Here is a 16,409-nt window from a genome sequence, read left to right on the forward strand (position 1 = left end):
TATGCGCTTCATCGCAACGCTTCTATTGCTTCTGTGGCTGCCTTTCGCGGGCATGGCACAGGAAAGTGACGAAGACCCCGGATACCTGGCGGGCCTGCTGCAGGATGCGCTGTCCGGTGCAGGTCGCGAGGTGCGGATCCGGGGATTTCAGGGCGCCCTTTCGAGTGAGGCGACAATTGCATCCCTTTCGATCATCGATGATCAGGGCGAATGGTTCCGTGCAGAGAATATCGTTCTGGACTGGCGACGGGCAGCTCTGCTGCGGGGGATTGTCGATGTAACTTCGTTCACAGCTGAAACCGTTGTGGTCTCGCGGCCTCCGGACGCCGGCGAGGACCTGCCCAGCGCAGAAGCCAAGCCGTTCAAGATCCCGGAGCTCCCGGTAGAGGTGAAGATCGAGCGGTTTGAAGTCACTTCTCTGCAACTGGGCGCACCCCTTCTGGGTGAGGAGGCTGAGTTTACGATAAATGGCGCAGCGGACCTCGCCGATGGTGGAGCTGATCTGCAACTCAACCTCGAACGTACCGATGGAAAGCAGTCCGAGATTGCGCTGACGGCAGGCTATGATCCGTCTTCACGCCAGCTTGTTGTTGATCTGAATGCGGAAGAGGCTGCGGGCGGGCTGGCGGCGACGCTGCTCAAAATACCCGGTGCGCCGTCGGTATCTCTGACCGTCCAGGGCGAAGGACTTGTCGATGATTTCGTGGCAGAAATTGCACTGGCAACCAACGGTCAGCCGCGCATCACCGGGACGGTCGAAATCCTTGCTCCGGCCGAGACCGGCGGATGGGATGCGCGGGTGGACATCACCGGCGATCCTACGCCTCTCGTGACGGAAGAGATTCGCGAATTTTTCGGCTCCAGCATTGGCCTTCGTGCCCGCGTGGTGCGGGATGCGGCCGGACGCACGGAATTGCCCGAGTTTGATCTGCGTGCCAATACCCTTCAGATGACCGGGAGTGCGATGGTGTCCGAAGCCGGGTGGCTGGAGGCACTGGATGCCGAGGGACGGATCGTAAATCCGAATGGCGGCCCGGTAGCTTTGCCGTTTGATGGCGGAACGACGCGGGTGCAATCCGTCACCTTTGATGCGGCGCTCGACGGTGTGCTGAGATTCGACGCGCGGATGCAGGAGTTCGAAAGCCCGGAAGCAACGATCCATGACCTGACAATCACCGGGCGCGGCGAGATCGATCAGAAGAGCTTTGCCGCTGACGGTCGTTTCGGACTCGATATCGGTTTTGAGGCCAACGACATCGCGATGACCGATGTTCGGTTGGCCGAGGCCGTCGGGTCCGAACTAAAGGGCGCAGCGCGTGTGGACTACCAGAGCGGCCAGCCCGTTCGTATGACCGGTCTTGAGGTCAATGGCGCGAATTACGGGCTGGACGGAACGGCCACATGGACCTTTGCAGAGGTGATGCCGCTGACGCTGGACCTCAAGTTGGTAGCCGAAAACATCGTGCGCTTTTCCACACTGGCCGGCCGAGACCTTGCTGGACGCGTAGAGGTCAACGTCGACGGCAAGGTTGGGCCGCTTTCCGGCATGGCCGACGTGACTGTTGACGGCACAACTCTTGACCTGTCGATAGGTGAAAACGCAGTTGACCGGGTACTCGCGGGCGTCGGGTCGGTGCGACTGGATGTGCGCCGGGATGAGACCGGGACGACGATTCGAACCGCCCGAGCAGTGACACCGGCAGCGAATCTCGAAGCAGCAGGAAAGATCACCAGCGAGGCGACGTCGCTGCGGCTTGACGGGATGATCAGCAATCTGGACCGGGTATATCCCGGTGAGACAAGTGGTTCGGCCCGGATCAACGGGGTGGCGACCCTGACGGGAACACTGCTGCGGAACCTTGAACTGACGGCCGATCTCTCGAACCAGACAAGACCCGTACGGCTTCCGTTCGCTGGTGGAATGGAGCTTGCCAATGGAACTGTGCGGATCGCAGCAACCGGCGGTGAGAACGGGCGCTGGGACACAGATATCGATGTGCGCGAGCTTCGATCGCCGCAGATCTCGGCGGCCAATCTGGAAATCATTGGCAATGGTGAGCTTCGCCAGACCGATACAGGTGGTTTCGTGTCGGCCGCGGGCGACCTTCGCGTGGACGGAGCCAACCTTCGGCTTGCAGATGCCCGACTGGCGCAGGCGATCGGACCGAACCCGGTTCTGACCACGAATTTCGACTGGCAGCAGGATGGCGAACGTCTTGCGCTGCAATCCATCCGGCTTGAGACCGGAGCCATTGACGCAACCGGTTCGGCAATGGCAACCAGCCTGCTGTCTGATCCGGACGCGCAGTTTGCGCTTTCGCTGGTCGCAGACAGCCTTTCGCCGCTGGCGGGTCTTGTCGGTCAACCGCTGCGCGGGCGCGCGTCGATTGACGTAAGCGGAACCTACTCGGATGGCGGGACATTCGATGTCAGCGCGAGCGGTCAGGGCACAGGCTTGGGTATCGGCAACAGCACTGTTGATCCGCTCCTTGCGGGGCTGACGCGGTTCGAATTCAGCGCCAATGGAACCGGTACCGAATTGGGCGAACTGTCAGCTCAGGTGCAGAACCCGGAGATCAGCGCACGGGTAAGCGGGCCATTGAGCAACCTCGACATTGCCGCACGTCTGGCCAATGTGGGCTTGATAGCCCCGGATTTTCAGGGCGCTCTGGTTGTCGATGGCACGGTGCAGCAACGTAGCGACGGTTTCGGGGTGGACATCGACCTTGATGGCCCTGGAGGAACAACACTTGCCGTCGACGGATCGGTTGCCACTGGCGGGACCGCCAATCTAACGATCAACGGTTCAGCCCCCCTTGGACTTGCCAACGTGTTCATCGCGCCGCGCCGCGTAAACGGACGCGCGGAACTGGACCTGCGCATGTCGGGTCCGCTTGCCCTGTCGAGCCTGTCCGGACGGATCACGCCGGTCGGGGCAGAACTGAGCGCGCCGACGCTGGGAATCATCCTCGCCCCGATCAACGGACAAATCCTGATGGATAATGGCGCGACTCAGATCGCGCTGAGCGCGCAGGGCAACAATGGTGGATCGGTGGATGTGAACGGGCGGCTTGGCCTGACATCTCTCGACGCCAACATCACAGCCACGCTGAACCGCTTCGGAATCCGAGATGTGGATCTGTATGACAGCAGCGTGGATGGCACGGTGTCGATCAGCGGCCCAATCGGGCGAAACCTGCTTGTCAGTGGTGATCTTCGGCTGAACGAAACCGAGATTCAGGTACCATCGTCGGGGATTTCGGCGCTGGGAGACCTCCCGCCCATCCATCATCTTGGGGCCACCCGCCCCGTCATGCGGACGCTCGAGCGGGCCGGCATCGAGGACACGACCAATACGCAGGTTCAGGCCTCTCGCGGACCATCGACGACCCGGCTCGATCTGTCACTGAGCGCCCCGAGTCAGGTTTTTGTCCGAGGCCGTGGGCTTGATGCCGAACTCGGCGGGTCTTTGCGATTGACCGGCCCGACGTCGGACATCATTCCACAGGGCGGGTTCGAGCTCGTGCGAGGGCGGCTCGATATCCTGAATCAGCGGTTCACGCTGGACGAGGGACGCATCCAGATGAGCGGAAGCTTCGATCCAGTGCTGCGCTTCGTGGCCGAGACCGAAGCCAATGGGATCACCGTGATGATCATCCTTGAAGGTCCGGCTTCGTCACCCGAAATCACCTTTTCGTCCAGCCCGGAGCTTCCGGAAGACGAAGTCCTTGCGCAGCTCCTGTTCGGGCGCAACCTGTCCAACCTTTCGGCCCTTCAGGCACTGGAACTGGCGAATGCGGTTGCGACCCTGGCGGGCCGCGGTGGCATCGGAATCCTGTCCCGGCTGCGTGACGGTTTCGGGCTTGACGATCTGGACGTCACCCAGACCGAGGACGGTGGGACTGCGGTCCGTGCAGGGAAATACATCTCGGACAACATCTATACCGACGTCGTCGTGGAAAGCGGCGGGCGGACCGAGATCAATCTGAACCTGGATGTGACCTCTGACATCACCGCACGGGGCAGCGTGGACAACACCGGGAATTCTTCCCTCGGTGTTTTCTTCGAACGCGACTATTGACGCGGGACGGAGCAAACGAGCTCTCCATGCATGAGGATATTTCCCGGCAAGGGCGCTGACAAAGCCCTTGCAGACTCAGGAAGCGCTCCGTATATGACGCACAACAGCGGCGTGCAGGCTCCGGCTCGCACCCACCGGAAAGTTTCAACGGGCCGCGCGCCCGTTTTTTTGTTTTTGGAGCACAACACGACAATGTCTGACCTGATCGCAAAAGCCGCGATTGACCGGCGTCTTGCCGAGATCGTTGCCCCGGTGATCGAGGATCTGGGGTTCGAACTCGTGCGCATCCGGCTGATGAGCGGCAAGAACACGACGCTTCAGATTATGGCGGAACGCCCCGAAGGCGGGATTGAGGTGGATGACTGCGCCGAGATCAGCACCGCCGTCAGCGCGACACTGGATGTCGAGGACCCGATCCTTGATGCCTATACACTGGAAGTGTCTTCACCCGGCATCGATCGCCCGCTGACACGGCTCAAGGATTTCGAGACATTCGAAGGCTATGAGGCGAAGATTGAGACTTCGGAAATGATCGATGGGCGCAAACGCTTCAAGGGCGTTCTGGCCGGTGTCGAGGGAGACGAGGTTCTGATCAATATCGAGGAAGGCACCGTTGGCCTGAAATTCGACTGGCTGTCGGATGCCAAGCTGGTTCTGACCGACGACCTGATCAAGGAAATGCTGAAGGCGCGCAAAGCCCAAGGCCTGGATGAAACGAAATTTGACGACGTGATTGAGGCCGAAGGGCCCGAAGAGGAGTAAGACCGATGGCAATCACATCCGCCAACCAGTTGGAACTGTTGCAGACCGCAGAGGCGGTGGCGCGCGAGAAGATGATCGATCCGTCTCTTGTCGTGGAAGCGATGGAGGAGAGCCTCGCCCGCGCCGCCAAGAGCCGCTATGGCAGCGAGATGGACATTCGTGTCTCGATCGACCGCAAGACCGGCCGCGCCACCTTTACCCGTGTGCGCACCGTGGTCGAGGACGATGAGCTTGAGAATTACCAGGCGGAGATGACCGTCGAGCAGGCGAAGCAGTATATGGACGACCCGAAGGTGGGCGACACCTTTGTAGAGGAAGTGCCCCCCGTCGAAATGGGCCGGATCGCGGCGCAGTCGGCCAAGCAGGTGATCCTGCAGAAGGTGCGCGAAGCCGAGCGTGACCGTCAGTACGAGGAATTCAAGGATCGCGCCGGCACCATCATCAACGGCGTCGTCAAGCGCGAAGAATACGGCAACGTCATCGTCGATGTGGGCCGGGGCGAAGGCATCCTGCGCCGCAACGAGAAGATCGGCCGCGAAAGCTATCGCAACGGCGACCGCATCCGCTGCTACATCAAGGACGTGCGCCGCGAGACCCGTGGTCCGCAGATCTTCCTGTCGCGGACCGCGCCCGAGTTCATGGCCGAGCTGTTCAAGATGGAAGTGCCGGAAATCTATGACGGCATCATCGAGATCAAGGCCGTGGCCCGTGATCCGGGGTCGCGCGCGAAGATCGCCGTGATTTCTTACGACGGTTCGATCGACCCGGTCGGGGCCTGTGTTGGTATGCGCGGCAGCCGTGTGCAGGCGGTTGTGAACGAGCTTCAGGGCGAAAAGATCGACATCATCCCTTGGAACGAGGACGTTCCGACCTTCCTCGTGAACGCGTTGCAGCCTGCCGAGGTGAGCAAGGTGGTTCTGGACGAAGATGCAGAGCGTATCGAAGTCGTGGTCCCTGACGAACAGCTGTCGCTGGCGATTGGCCGCCGCGGTCAGAACGTACGTCTGGCCTCGCAGCTGACCGGCCTCGACATTGACATCATGACCGAGGAAGAAGAATCCGCGCGTCGTCAGAAAGAGTTCGAAGAGCGCACGCAGCTGTTCATGGACACGCTGGATCTGGACGAGTTCTTTGCCCAGCTTCTGGTGGCCGAAGGCTTCACCAACCTTGAAGAAGTGGCCTATGTCGAGCTGGACGAACTGCTGGTCATCGACGGTGTGGATGAAGGCACCGCCGAGGAATTGCAGACCCGTGCCCGCGAATTCCTGGAAGAGCAGGCAAAGAAAGCCCTCGAAAACGCCCGTGCACTGGGTGCCGAGGACAGCCTGATCGACTTCGAAGGCCTGACACCGCAGATGGTCGAAGTGCTGGCCAAGGATGGCGTCAAGACGCTCGAGGATTTCGCGACCTGCGCGGACTGGGAACTGGCCGGCGGCTGGACCACCGTGGACGGCGAACGCATCAAGGACGATGGCTTGCTGGAACCGTTCGACGTGTCACTGGAAGAAGCACAGCACCTCGTGATGACGGCGCGTGTTCTTCTGGGCTGGGTCGATCCGACAGAGCTTGAGGCCGAAGAAGAAGACGGCGAAGACGACGATCTTGAAGGCGTCGAAGAAGAGCAGGTCTGACCTGCGACCGGACTAAGGGTGACGACAGTCGTGACACGCGGCGGAAAACACAAGGACCGGGAAAGCGGGCCCGAGCGCAAGTGTATTGCGACAGGTGAGGTGCGCCCAACGGCCCGGCTGATCCGCTTTGTCGTCGGGCCCGATGCACAACTCGTTCCCGATCTTGCAGGTAAACTGCCGGGTCGGGGTCTCTGGGTGAGTGCCGATCGGGCATCCCTTGAAAAAGCGCTGAAAAAGAACATGTTTCAGCGTGCGGCACGCAGCGAATTGAAGGTCTCAGACAGCCTAGTGAGCGACGTTGAGCAGCAGCTTGCACGCCGTGTCATCGATCTGATAAGCCTCAGCCGGAAATCCGGTGTGGCTGTGTCCGGCTATGAAAAGGTCAAGGACGTTCTGTCCAAGGAGACCGCCGAGGTCCTGCTTCAGGCCGAAGACGGATCAAGCCGGGGTAAATCGAAACTCAGCACGCCGCATTATGGCCATTACATTGGCTGGCTGACGGCAGATGAGCTTGGAATGGCCTTTGGGCGACAAACTGTGATACATGCCGCGCTTGGCGCTGGCGGACTCACGCAACGTGTTGTAGAGGAAGCCCAAAGATTGAAGGGCTTTCGCATCGGGACGTCTGATGCAAAGACAGCGGCAGGGGCTGCTGGGAAGGAAAAAAGAGCTAAATGAGCGATAACGACGGCAAAAAGACTTTGGGTTTGCGCGGCGGCCCCCGGTCGGGGAACGTGAAGCAGAGCTTCAGCCATGGGCGCACCAAGAACGTCGTGGTGGAGACCAAGCGCAAGCGCGTGGTGGTGCCAAAGCCCGGCGCGTCCAAACCGACTGCAGGTGGGTCCACCGGTGGCGCAGCGGTCGGCGGCTCCGGCAGCAAACGCCCCGCAGGCATTTCAGATGCAGAGATGGAACGCCGCCTGAAGGCCCTTCAGGCAGCGAAAGCCCGCGAAAGCGAGGAAGCCGCGCAGCGTGAGGCCGAAGAAAAGGCACGCGCTGAAGAGCGCGAGCGGATGCGTGCAGAGAAAGAGGCCAAAGAGCGCGAACAGCGCGAGGCCGAAGAGCGCGCCCGAAAGAAAGCCGAAGAAGAAGAGCGTAAGGCACGCGAGGCTGCCGAAGCGGCCAAGCAAGCTGCTGCCGCACCGGCGGAACAGCCGGCGGCACGGCAACCTGCGGGCGGTGCGAAGCAATCGCAGCCCGCCGCGCCCCGCAAAGCCGAGCGCGAACGGGAGGAACGCGGTCGCCGCAAAGGCGATGATGGCGGTCGCCGGTCCGGCAAGCTGACGCTGAACCAGGCGCTGGGCGGCGAAGGCGGACGTCAGAAGTCCATGGCCGCGATGAAGCGCAAGCAGGAACGTGCCCGCCAGAAGGCAATGGGTGGCAACCAGCCGCGTGAAAAGATCGTTCGCGACGTGCAGCTGCCCGAAGCGATTACTGTCGCCGAACTGGCCAACCGTATGGCAGAGCGCGTGGGCGACGTGGTGAAGGCGCTGATGACGAACGGGATCATGGCGACCCAGAACCAGACGATCGACGCCGACACGGCGGAACTGATCATCGAAGAGTTCGGCCACAACGTGACCCGCGTTTCCGACGCAGACGTGGAAGACGTGATCAAAGAGGTCGAAGACAAACCTGAAGACCTGCAGCCGCGCCCTCCGGTCATCACCATCATGGGCCACGTTGACCACGGCAAGACATCGCTGCTCGACGCGATCCGTGACACCAACGTGACTTCCGGCGAAGCCGGTGGGATTACCCAGCACATCGGTGCATATCAGGTCACGACGAAAGACGGCGCGGTTCTGTCCTTCCTGGACACACCGGGCCACGCGGCGTTTACCTCGATGCGGTCTCGCGGTGCACAGGTGACGGATATCGTCGTGCTCGTTGTCGCTGCCGATGATGCTGTGATGCCGCAGACTGTCGAAGCCATCAACCACGCCAAGGCGGCGAAGGTGCCGATGATCGTCGCGATCAACAAGATCGACAAGCCGGAAGCGAACCCGACAAAGGTGCGCACCGACCTTCTGCAGCACGAAGTGATCGTGGAGCAGATGTCCGGTGACGTTCAGGATGTCGAGGTGTCTGCGACCACCGGTCAGGGGCTTGATGAGCTTCTCGAAGCCATCGCGCTGCAGGCAGAAATCCTCGAACTCAAAGCGAACCCGGATCGGGCGGCTCAGGGTGCGGTGATCGAAGCACAGCTGGATGTGGGCCGAGGCCCGGTGGCGACAGTGCTTGTTCAGAATGGCACATTGCGTCAGGGCGATATCTTCGTTGTGGGTGAGCAGTACGGTAAGGTGCGTGCGCTGATCAACGACAAGGGCGAGCGCGTCAAAGAAGCCGGTCCGTCCGTACCTGTCGAGGTTCTTGGCCTGAACGGCACACCCGAAGCGGGTGACGTGCTGAACGTGACCGAGACCGAAGCGCAGGCGCGCGAGATTGCTGAATACCGCGCCAACGTCGCCAAGGAAAAGCGCGCGGCCGCAGGTGCAGCGACAACGCTCGAACAACTGATGCAGAAGGCAAAAGAAGACGAGAATGTCTCGGAGCTTCCGATCCTCGTCAAAGCAGACGTGCAGGGTTCAGCCGAAGCCATCGTCCAGGCGATGGAGAAGATCGGCAACGAAGAAGTGCGTGTTCGGGTTCTTCACTCCGGCGTGGGCGCGATCACCGAAACCGATATCGGCCTTGCAGAAGCATCCGGTGCGCCGGTGTTCGGCTTCAACGTACGTGCCAATGCGTCGGCGCGGAACACGGCCAACCAGAAGGGCGTGGAGATCCGATACTACAGCGTGATCTACGACCTTGTGGACGACGTAAAGGCGGCCGCCTCCGGCCTGCTCAGCGCCGAAATCAAGGAGACGTTCATCGGCTATGCCGAGATCAAGGAAGTCTTCAAGGTATCGAACGTTGGCAAGGTTGCCGGCTGTCTGGTTACCGAAGGCGTTGCCCGCCGCAGTGCCGGTGTGCGCCTGCTGCGTGATAACGTGGTGATCCACGAAGGCACGCTCAAGACACTGAAACGCTTCAAGGACGAAGTTTCGGAAGTCCAGTCGGGCCAGGAATGCGGTATGGCATTCGAGAACTACGACGATATTCGCCCAGGCGACGTCATCGAGATTTTCGAGCGTCAGGAAGTCGAGCGCACGCTGGACTGATCCAGGGATATTCCCAAAAAGAAAAGGGCAGCGGTGACGCTGCCCTTTTTCTTTTCTGTCCCCAAAATTGCTATGCGGATTTCAGGACAGGCAAGCCGGTGAAGATGCGGTTTCCGACGCGCACAGAGATCCGGCCGTCAGGCAGGGTTTTCTCCAAAATCCCCTGAACCGATATGCAACTACCGATGATTATAGTCTTCAACACGCCAAATCTCCCCCAAGTTTTGACAATTTGTAGGTAGAATGCGGCACGCCACTTGGCTAGAAAAAACAGCGGAACCAAGCCACATTTCGACGAAAGGGGAGGCTTTTTAAAGCCAATCACGAAGAATCGGGATCAGAGGAATGTCCGCGGGAGGCATTGGATAGTCCCGGAGTTGATTGGCCCGAACCCATTTGAGCGCCTGTCCCTCTTTTGATTCGGGGGTGCCGTTCCACTTTCGGCAGGCAAAGAGCGGCATCAGCAGGTGGAATTTATCGTAGCTGTGCGAGGCGAAGGTGAGCGGGGCAAGGCAGCTTTGCCAGGTGTCGATGCCCAGTTCTTCGTGCAGTTCGCGGATCAACGCCTCTTCCGGTGTCTCACCCGGCTCGACCTTGCCGCCCGGGAATTCCCAAAGGCCCGCCATCGACTTGCCCTCGGGGCGTTGCGCCAGAAGGATGCGCCCATCGGGGTCGATGAGCGCAACTGCGGAAACAAGAACGACGGTCACGAGCGGTAATCGGCGTTGATCGAGATGTAGCCGTGGGTGAGGTCGCAGGTCCAAACGGTTGCCTCGCCGCTTCCCATGCCAAGATCAACAGTCATGGAAATGTTTTCCTGCTTCATGATCGCAGCACCCTGCTCTTCGCGGTAGTCGGGGTCGACCCAGCCGTTCGTGGCGACTTTAACATCCCCGAAGGAGATGCTGAGCGTGTCGCGGTCGGCGGGTGCGCCGGACTTACCGATGGCCATCACCACGCGGCCCCAGTTGGGGTCTTCACCCGCGATGGCGGTTTTCACCAGCGGGGAGTTGGCGATGGACATGGCGTGGGTCTTGGCATCGGCGTCATTGAGCGCGCCTGTGACGGTGATTTGCAGGAACTTGGTGGCACCTTCGCCGTCCCGGACCACCTGATGGGCCAGATCCTGCATCACATGATGCAACCCGTCACGGAAAGCAGTGTCCTTGGCCGTGACGCTCACACCGGACGCCCCTGTGGCCGCGACGAGGAGTGTGTCCGACGTGGACGTGTCGCTGTCCACGGTGATGCTGTTGAAGGTCTTTTCGTTGATCTCGGATACCAGCGCTTGCAGATCGGACTGCGCGATCTTCGCGTCGGTGAAGATGTAGACGAGCATCGTCGCCATGTCGGGCGCGATCATGCCCGACCCTTTGGCAATGCCCGCGATGGTGACTTTGCCTCCCGGCAGGTCGACAGAGGTGGTCGAACCCTTGGGAAAAGTGTCGGTTGTCATGATGGCTTTGGCGGCGTTGGGCAGACCAGCTTCGTCCAGATTGCCGTAAAGCTCTTCGACCTTTGCCGCGATGCGATCATGCGGCAGGCGTTCGCCGATCACACCGGTGGAGCTTGTGAAGACGCGGTTCGCCGGAAGGTCGGTCACGCGGGCGACCTCGGCGCAAATGGCCTGCACAGATTCGTCACCTGCCCGGCCTGTGAAGGCGTTCGAGTTCCCGGAGTTGACGATGATCGCCGCACCACGATCATCTGTCAGTCGGATTTTCGACTGACAATCCAGCACGTTGGCCGACCGCGTGGCGGATTTGGTGAACGCACCCGCCACACGGGATCCCGGATCGAGAACTGCCAGCATCACGTCGGTTCGACCGGAGTATTTCACACCGGCCGCAGCTGTCGCAAATCGCACGCCCTTGATTACGGGCAACTCCGGAAAGTTTTTCGGAGCGAGGGGGGAGACCGACGTGATCTTGGCCAATTCTTATTCCTCCAGGAGGTCAAGGTTACTCAGGACAGAGGTGTCGACCTCTTCCTTCGCCGTGCGGGTGACATCTGCTGTGCCGGTCAGTTCGGCAATCTTTTGGGTAACCGCCTGCTGGCTCAACTGGGTTTCGATTTCAGAACGGACAGCAGCCAGATCAGGCGCTTCCTGATTGCGCTTATCGTTGAGCGTGATGACGTGCCAACCGAACTGTGTCTGAACGGGTTCAGAGATCGCACCAACTTCAAGCTGCTCAACCGCCGTCTGGAACTCAGGCACCATCATGCCGGGACCGAACCAACCCAGTTGGCCGCCATTCGGGCCGGATGGGCCTGTCGACTTTTCACGGGCGACCTCCGCAAAATCTGCGCCGCCATTCAATTCTTCGACAATCGCTGCGGCCTCTTCCTGAGTCTCAACCAGAATGTGCGACGCGTTGAATTCCTGTGTCGGCTCCGCCTGAAGGTAGGTCTCGTCATAGAAAGCCTGCACGGTGTCTTCGGTTACGGCGTCATCGACGATACCTTCGATGACCTGCGCAGCCAGAAGCGCGCGGCGTTCATTTTCAAGAGCCAATTGAACCCGTCGGCTGTCTTCGTTGGCGTCCTGCTGGCTCAGCACAGTCTGTTGCACAATCTGATCCAGGATGCCGTCCCACAATACGTCATCGGGAAGCTGCTGGTACTGTTCGGGGAGCGACGCGCGCACCATGAGCATGTGGCCCAGCGTGATCTCGGTGCCGTTGACTGTGGCCACCACAGAGTCGGCGGTCAGCGAATCCTGCGCCTGTGCCGGCAGAGCCAGCATCAGGGCGACCGCGCCTGCCGACAATTTCGTGATGAGATTCGTCATGTTTCATCCTTCCTGAGCCACCCGCGCCATGGGGTGACATTGACAGTGTATTTCCCTCACCTTACATCGCCACAAGGCTCTGCAAAGCCAGTCGTTCCCCTGTGACATATGGGCTGTGTGCGAGGCGAGCAAGCAGATGCCGCACACGAAGATGTCAAAGCTGAAAGTGGATGAATGCTGGGATTAGGTAAAGTCGCGCGCAAGGTGTTCGGAACGCCGAACGACCGTAAAGTCAAGGCGACCCGCCCGCTGGTTGAGAAGATCAACGCACTGGAAGCGGAATTCGAAAAGCTGGACGATGCGCAGCTGATCGAAAAGACAGCCGAGCTCAAGGCGCGCCATTCCAATGGCGAAACGCTTGATGCGCTGCTGCCCGAGGCGTTTGCCAACTGTCGCGAGGCAGCAAAGCGCGCGCTGGGGCTGCGGGCCTTTGATGTGCAGCTCATGGGTGGGATCTTCCTGCACCAGGGCAATATCTCGGAAATGAAAACCGGTGAGGGCAAGACACTCGTTGCGACCTTCCCCGCCTATCTCAATGCGCTTACCGGGCGCGGTGTGCACATCGTGACCGTGAACGACTACCTTGCCAAGCGCGACAGCGAATGGATGAGCAAGGTCTACGGCGCGCTGGGTCTGACAACAGGTGTCGTCTATCCACGTCAACCCGACGCGGAGAAACAGGCTGCCTATGCCTGCGACATCACCTATGCGACGAACAACGAGCTTGGGTTCGACTACCTGCGCGACAACATGAAGTCCGAGCTGAACCAGATGTATCAGCGCGACCACTTCTTCGCCATTGTGGACGAAGTCGACTCAATCCTGATCGACGAAGCCCGGACGCCCTTGATCATCTCTGGTCCGGCGCAGGACCGCAGCGAGCTTTACGTCTCGATCGACAAGATCATCCCGTCACTGACGGATGAGCATTTCACCATTGACGAGAAGACCCGCAATGTGACCTTCACCGATGAAGGCAACGAATACCTTGAAGAGGTGCTGCACGAGAGCGGTCTGCTGCCCGACGGCCAGTCGCTCTACGATCCGGAAAGCACGACAATCGTTCACCACGTCAATCAGGGTCTGCGCGCGCACAAGCTTTTCCAGAAGGACAAGGATTACATCGTCCGCGATGGTGAAGTTGTTCTGATCGACGAATTCACCGGACGCATGATGGCAGGTCGGCGCCTGTCCGAGGGTCTGCATCAGGCGATCGAGGCAAAAGAAGGCTGCGACATCCGACCGGAAAACGTCACTCTCGCGAGTGTGACCTTCCAGAACTATTTCCGCCTTTACGAGAAGCTGGCCGGCATGACCGGGACCGCCGCAACCGAGGCGGACGAGTTCGCGGAAATCTACGGTCTGGGCGTGGTCGAAGTTCCAACCAACCGCGAAATTGCGCGGATCGATGAAGACGATAAGGTCTACCGGACCGCGAAGGAAAAATACGATGCCATCGTAACCGAGATCAAATCGGCGCACGAAAAAGGTCAGCCGGTTCTGGTCGGAACGACGTCCATCGAAAAGTCAGAAATGCTCAGCCAACTGCTCACGCAGGCCGGCCTGAAGCACAACGTCCTGAACGCACGTCAGCACGAGCAGGAAGCTCAGATCGTCGCGGATGCCGGCAAGCTGGGCGCGATCACCATCGCCACCAACATGGCCGGTCGCGGGACCGACATCAAACTTGGCGGCAATGTCGAATTCAAGATCATGGAAGCCATCGCGGCCGACCCGGAGGGCGACCCCGAAGAGATCCGGAAACGGATCGAAGAAGGGCACGCCGCGGATGAAGAGGCCGTGAAGGCTGCCGGGGGCTTGTTCGTTCTGGCCACAGAGCGTCACGAAAGCCGCCGCATCGACAACCAGCTGCGCGGCCGCTCGGGCCGTCAGGGTGACCCTGGTCGGTCGTCCTTCTTCCTCTCGCTGGACGATGACCTGATGCGCATTTTCGGGTCCGAGCGTCTGGACAAGGTGCTGTCGACGCTGGGTATGAAGGAAGGCGAAGCGATTGTGCACCCTTGGGTGAATAAGTCGTTGGAACGCGCGCAGGCCAAGGTCGAGGGGCGCAACTTCGACATCCGGAAGCAGCTTCTGAAATTCGACGACGTTATGAACGATCAGCGGAAAGTGATCTTCAGCCAACGCCGCGAGATCATGGAAGCGCAGGATCTCTCAGAGATCGCACAGGACATGCGGTACCAGGTGATCGATGATCTGGTCGACACCTACATTCCGCCGAAAACCTATTCGGATCAGTGGAACACCGAAGGCTTGCAGGCCTCCGTCAAGGAATTGGTCGGCGTAGACGCGCCTGTCGTCCAATGGGGTGACGAAGAAGGCGTTGATGCCGATGTGATCCGCGAGCGTCTGGAAGAAGCATCAGATGAGATGATGGCGCAGAAGACCGAGGCCTTTGGCCCCGATACGATGCGCCAGATCGAGAAGCAGGTTCTGCTGCAGACCATCGACAGCAAGTGGCGCGAGCACCTTCTGACGCTGGAACACCTGCGCTCGGTTGTCGGCTTCCGGGGCTATGCGCAGCGTGATCCGCTCAACGAATACAAATCCGAAGCCTTCCAGCTGTTCGAGTCGATGCTGGACAGCCTGCGCGAGGACGTCAGCAAGCAGCTTGGCCAAGTGCGCCCGATGACGGAAGAAGAGCAGCAGGCGATGATGCAGCAGCTTGCCGCACAGCAGGCCGCGATGGCGAAGGCCGCCGAAACTGCAACCGCCCAGGGACCGGACGGCTCTGGCAGCGCTGCCTCTGATGCCGCCGTCGAGGGCTTTGACGAAAATGATCCGGACACGTGGGGCAACCCCGGCCGTAACGAGCCTTGCCCCTGTGGATCGGGAAAGAAGTTCAAACATTGCCACGGGCGGCTGGCGTAAGGCGAGACCGCCACAAAGCGGTCGTAAAGTGACCCAACCCGCGCCCTAGGCACACCCAATTCCTCTGGCAGACACATCGATGCAGAAACGCATCGGGAGTCTGCCATGGAACGCAAGTCCTCTATTCGCATCGCCGCACTCACGCTTTGCACAGCGCTGGGAATCGGTGCAGCCATGCAGTACTGGCCTGGCACCGGAGGAACGCGAACGGTTCAGACACCGCTTGTCGTTTCAGACGTGCAGGAAGTGTCTTCTGCGCCCAGAGCCCCGATCCCGATGGACACGTCCATGACGGCAGAGCTGCCCGCGGCAGTTGTCAGCAGTGCAGCGGCACCGGTGGACGCATCCGTCATCGCAATACCCGAAGCGCCCAAGGAAACCGGTTTCGCCTGTGAGGTCGCCATGACGGCCACGCCTGCCGCCGGCGCAATGATCGCCGTCCAAGTGATCGCACCGTGCCACGGCAGCGAACGCGTGACTCTGCATCACAATGGAATGATGTTCACGACGTTGATGCAACCCGATGGAACGCTTTCGGTTGAGGTGCCCGCGCTGGTGGAGAATGCGCTGGTAATTGCGTCGTTCCTCGATGGTGGCGGCGCCGTGGCGCAGACTCAGGTGACATCCGTGCCCTTCTACGACCGTGTGGTGCTGCAATGGCGCGGAACGTCCGGACTGCAATTGCACGCCCGCGAATTTGACGCCGAGTATTTCTCGGAAGGTCATATCTGGCAGGGTGCAGGGTCGGACCCGACCCGTGCCGCGACAGGCGAAGGCGGCTTCCTGACCCGTCTGGGAGCGCCGGATGCGCCGGATGCCCTGTTGGCAGAAGTGTATACCTTCCCAACGGGTATGACCGACACTTTCGGAACGGTTGCCCTGACTGTCGAGGCCGAGATTCTCGACACGAACTGTGGCAGCAGCGTCGAGGCCCAAACGCTTGAACTGCGCAACGGTCGCGACCTTCTGTCGAAAGAGCTGACGATCGACGTTCCCGGATGCGACGCTGTTGGTGATTTCTTGCTGTTGAAAAATATCGTCGAAGACCTGACAATCGCCGCAAAATAAGCGGGCGGTTCAAAGGCTCT

The 16,409-nt window shown here is 60.3% G+C and carries 10 protein-coding genes; 7 read left to right on the forward strand and 3 right to left on the reverse strand.

The features are described 5' to 3' along the window. Position 1 precedes the first annotated feature (1 nt). The 5 genes from MGEO_RS01625 (at position 2) to infB (ending at position 9,638) form a co-directional block, all read left to right on the forward strand. Entirely contained in the window at positions 2-4,081 is a 4,080-nt protein-coding gene (locus MGEO_RS01625; RefSeq protein WP_085634944.1) for a translocation/assembly module TamB domain-containing protein, read from the forward strand. 192 nt (positions 4,082-4,273) lie between these two features. Beyond that, the gene (gene rimP, locus MGEO_RS01630; protein WP_085635239.1) at positions 4,274-4,843 is read left to right on the forward strand and encodes a ribosome maturation factor RimP; all 570 of its coding nucleotides are present in this window, start codon (positions 4,274-4,276) and stop codon (positions 4,841-4,843) included. A gap of 5 nt (positions 4,844-4,848) precedes the next feature. Beyond that, positions 4,849-6,474, forward strand: coding sequence for a transcription termination factor NusA (gene nusA, locus MGEO_RS01635; RefSeq protein WP_085634945.1), 1,626 nt, complete (start codon positions 4,849-4,851; stop codon positions 6,472-6,474). A 30-nt stretch (positions 6,475-6,504) separates the two neighbouring features. Continuing rightward, positions 6,505-7,152: an RNA-binding protein gene (locus MGEO_RS01640; RefSeq protein WP_085635240.1), complete on the forward strand. Its 648-nt coding sequence runs from the start codon at positions 6,505-6,507 to the stop codon at positions 7,150-7,152. After that, on the forward strand, positions 7,149-9,638 hold the full coding sequence (gene infB / locus MGEO_RS01645; protein ID WP_085634946.1) for a translation initiation factor IF-2: 2,490 nt from the start codon (positions 7,149-7,151) through the stop codon (positions 9,636-9,638). Before MGEO_RS01640 ends, infB begins: the two co-directional genes overlap by 4 nt. 311 nt (positions 9,639-9,949) lie before the next feature. Here the strand turns inward: infB and mutT are convergent, their stop codons facing one another. The 3 genes from mutT to MGEO_RS01665 are packed head-to-tail and all read right to left on the reverse strand — an operon-like array spanning position 9,950 to position 12,429. Next, positions 9,950-10,348 (reverse strand): 8-oxo-dGTP diphosphatase MutT, encoded by a 399-nt coding sequence (gene mutT, locus MGEO_RS01655; RefSeq protein WP_085634948.1) that lies wholly within the window; start codon positions 10,346-10,348, stop codon positions 9,950-9,952. After that, positions 10,345-11,574, reverse strand: a complete 1,230-nt coding sequence (argJ, locus tag MGEO_RS01660; RefSeq protein WP_085634949.1) for a bifunctional glutamate N-acetyltransferase/amino-acid acetyltransferase ArgJ — start codon at positions 11,572-11,574, stop codon at positions 10,345-10,347. Before argJ ends, mutT begins: the two co-directional genes overlap by 4 nt. A 3-nt stretch (positions 11,575-11,577) precedes the next feature. Continuing rightward, a complete protein-coding gene (locus MGEO_RS01665; RefSeq protein ID WP_085634950.1) occupies positions 11,578-12,429 on the reverse strand; it encodes a peptidylprolyl isomerase in 852 nt (283 codons plus the stop codon). Positions 12,430-12,603: 174 nt separating this feature from the next. On the opposite strand from MGEO_RS01665, the gene secA reads away from it, so the two are divergent. Next, on the forward strand, positions 12,604-15,321 hold the full coding sequence (gene secA, locus MGEO_RS01670; RefSeq protein WP_085634951.1) for a preprotein translocase subunit SecA: 2,718 nt from the start codon (positions 12,604-12,606) through the stop codon (positions 15,319-15,321). 105 nt (positions 15,322-15,426) lie between these two features. Further along, positions 15,427-16,389 (forward strand): hypothetical protein, encoded by a 963-nt coding sequence (locus MGEO_RS01675; RefSeq protein WP_085634952.1) that lies wholly within the window; start codon positions 15,427-15,429, stop codon positions 16,387-16,389. Positions 16,390-16,409 lie beyond the last annotated feature (20 nt).

It is taken from the genome of Marivita geojedonensis, assembly GCF_002115805.1.
Taxonomy (GTDB): Bacteria; Pseudomonadota; Alphaproteobacteria; order Rhodobacterales; family Rhodobacteraceae; genus Marivita; species Marivita geojedonensis.

Bases quoted from the DNA above. Each gene is read 5' to 3' on its own strand.
- MGEO_RS01625 (WP_085634944.1), top strand. From the start codon at position 2: ATGCGCTTCATCGCAACGCTTCTATTGCTTCTGTGGCTGCCTTTCGCG.
- rimP (WP_085635239.1), top strand. From the start codon at position 4,274: ATGTCTGACCTGATCGCAAAAGCCGCGATTGACCGGCGTCTTGCCGAG.
- nusA (WP_085634945.1), top strand. From the start codon at position 4,849: ATGGCAATCACATCCGCCAACCAGTTGGAACTGTTGCAGACCGCAGAG.
- infB (WP_085634946.1), top strand. From the start codon at position 7,149: ATGAGCGATAACGACGGCAAAAAGACTTTGGGTTTGCGCGGCGGCCCC.
- MGEO_RS01665 (WP_085634950.1), bottom strand. From the start codon at position 12,429: ATGACGAATCTCATCACGAAATTGTCGGCAGGCGCGGTCGCCCTGATG.
- secA (WP_085634951.1), top strand. From the start codon at position 12,604: ATGCTGGGATTAGGTAAAGTCGCGCGCAAGGTGTTCGGAACGCCGAAC.
- MGEO_RS01675 (WP_085634952.1), top strand. From the start codon at position 15,427: ATGGAACGCAAGTCCTCTATTCGCATCGCCGCACTCACGCTTTGCACA.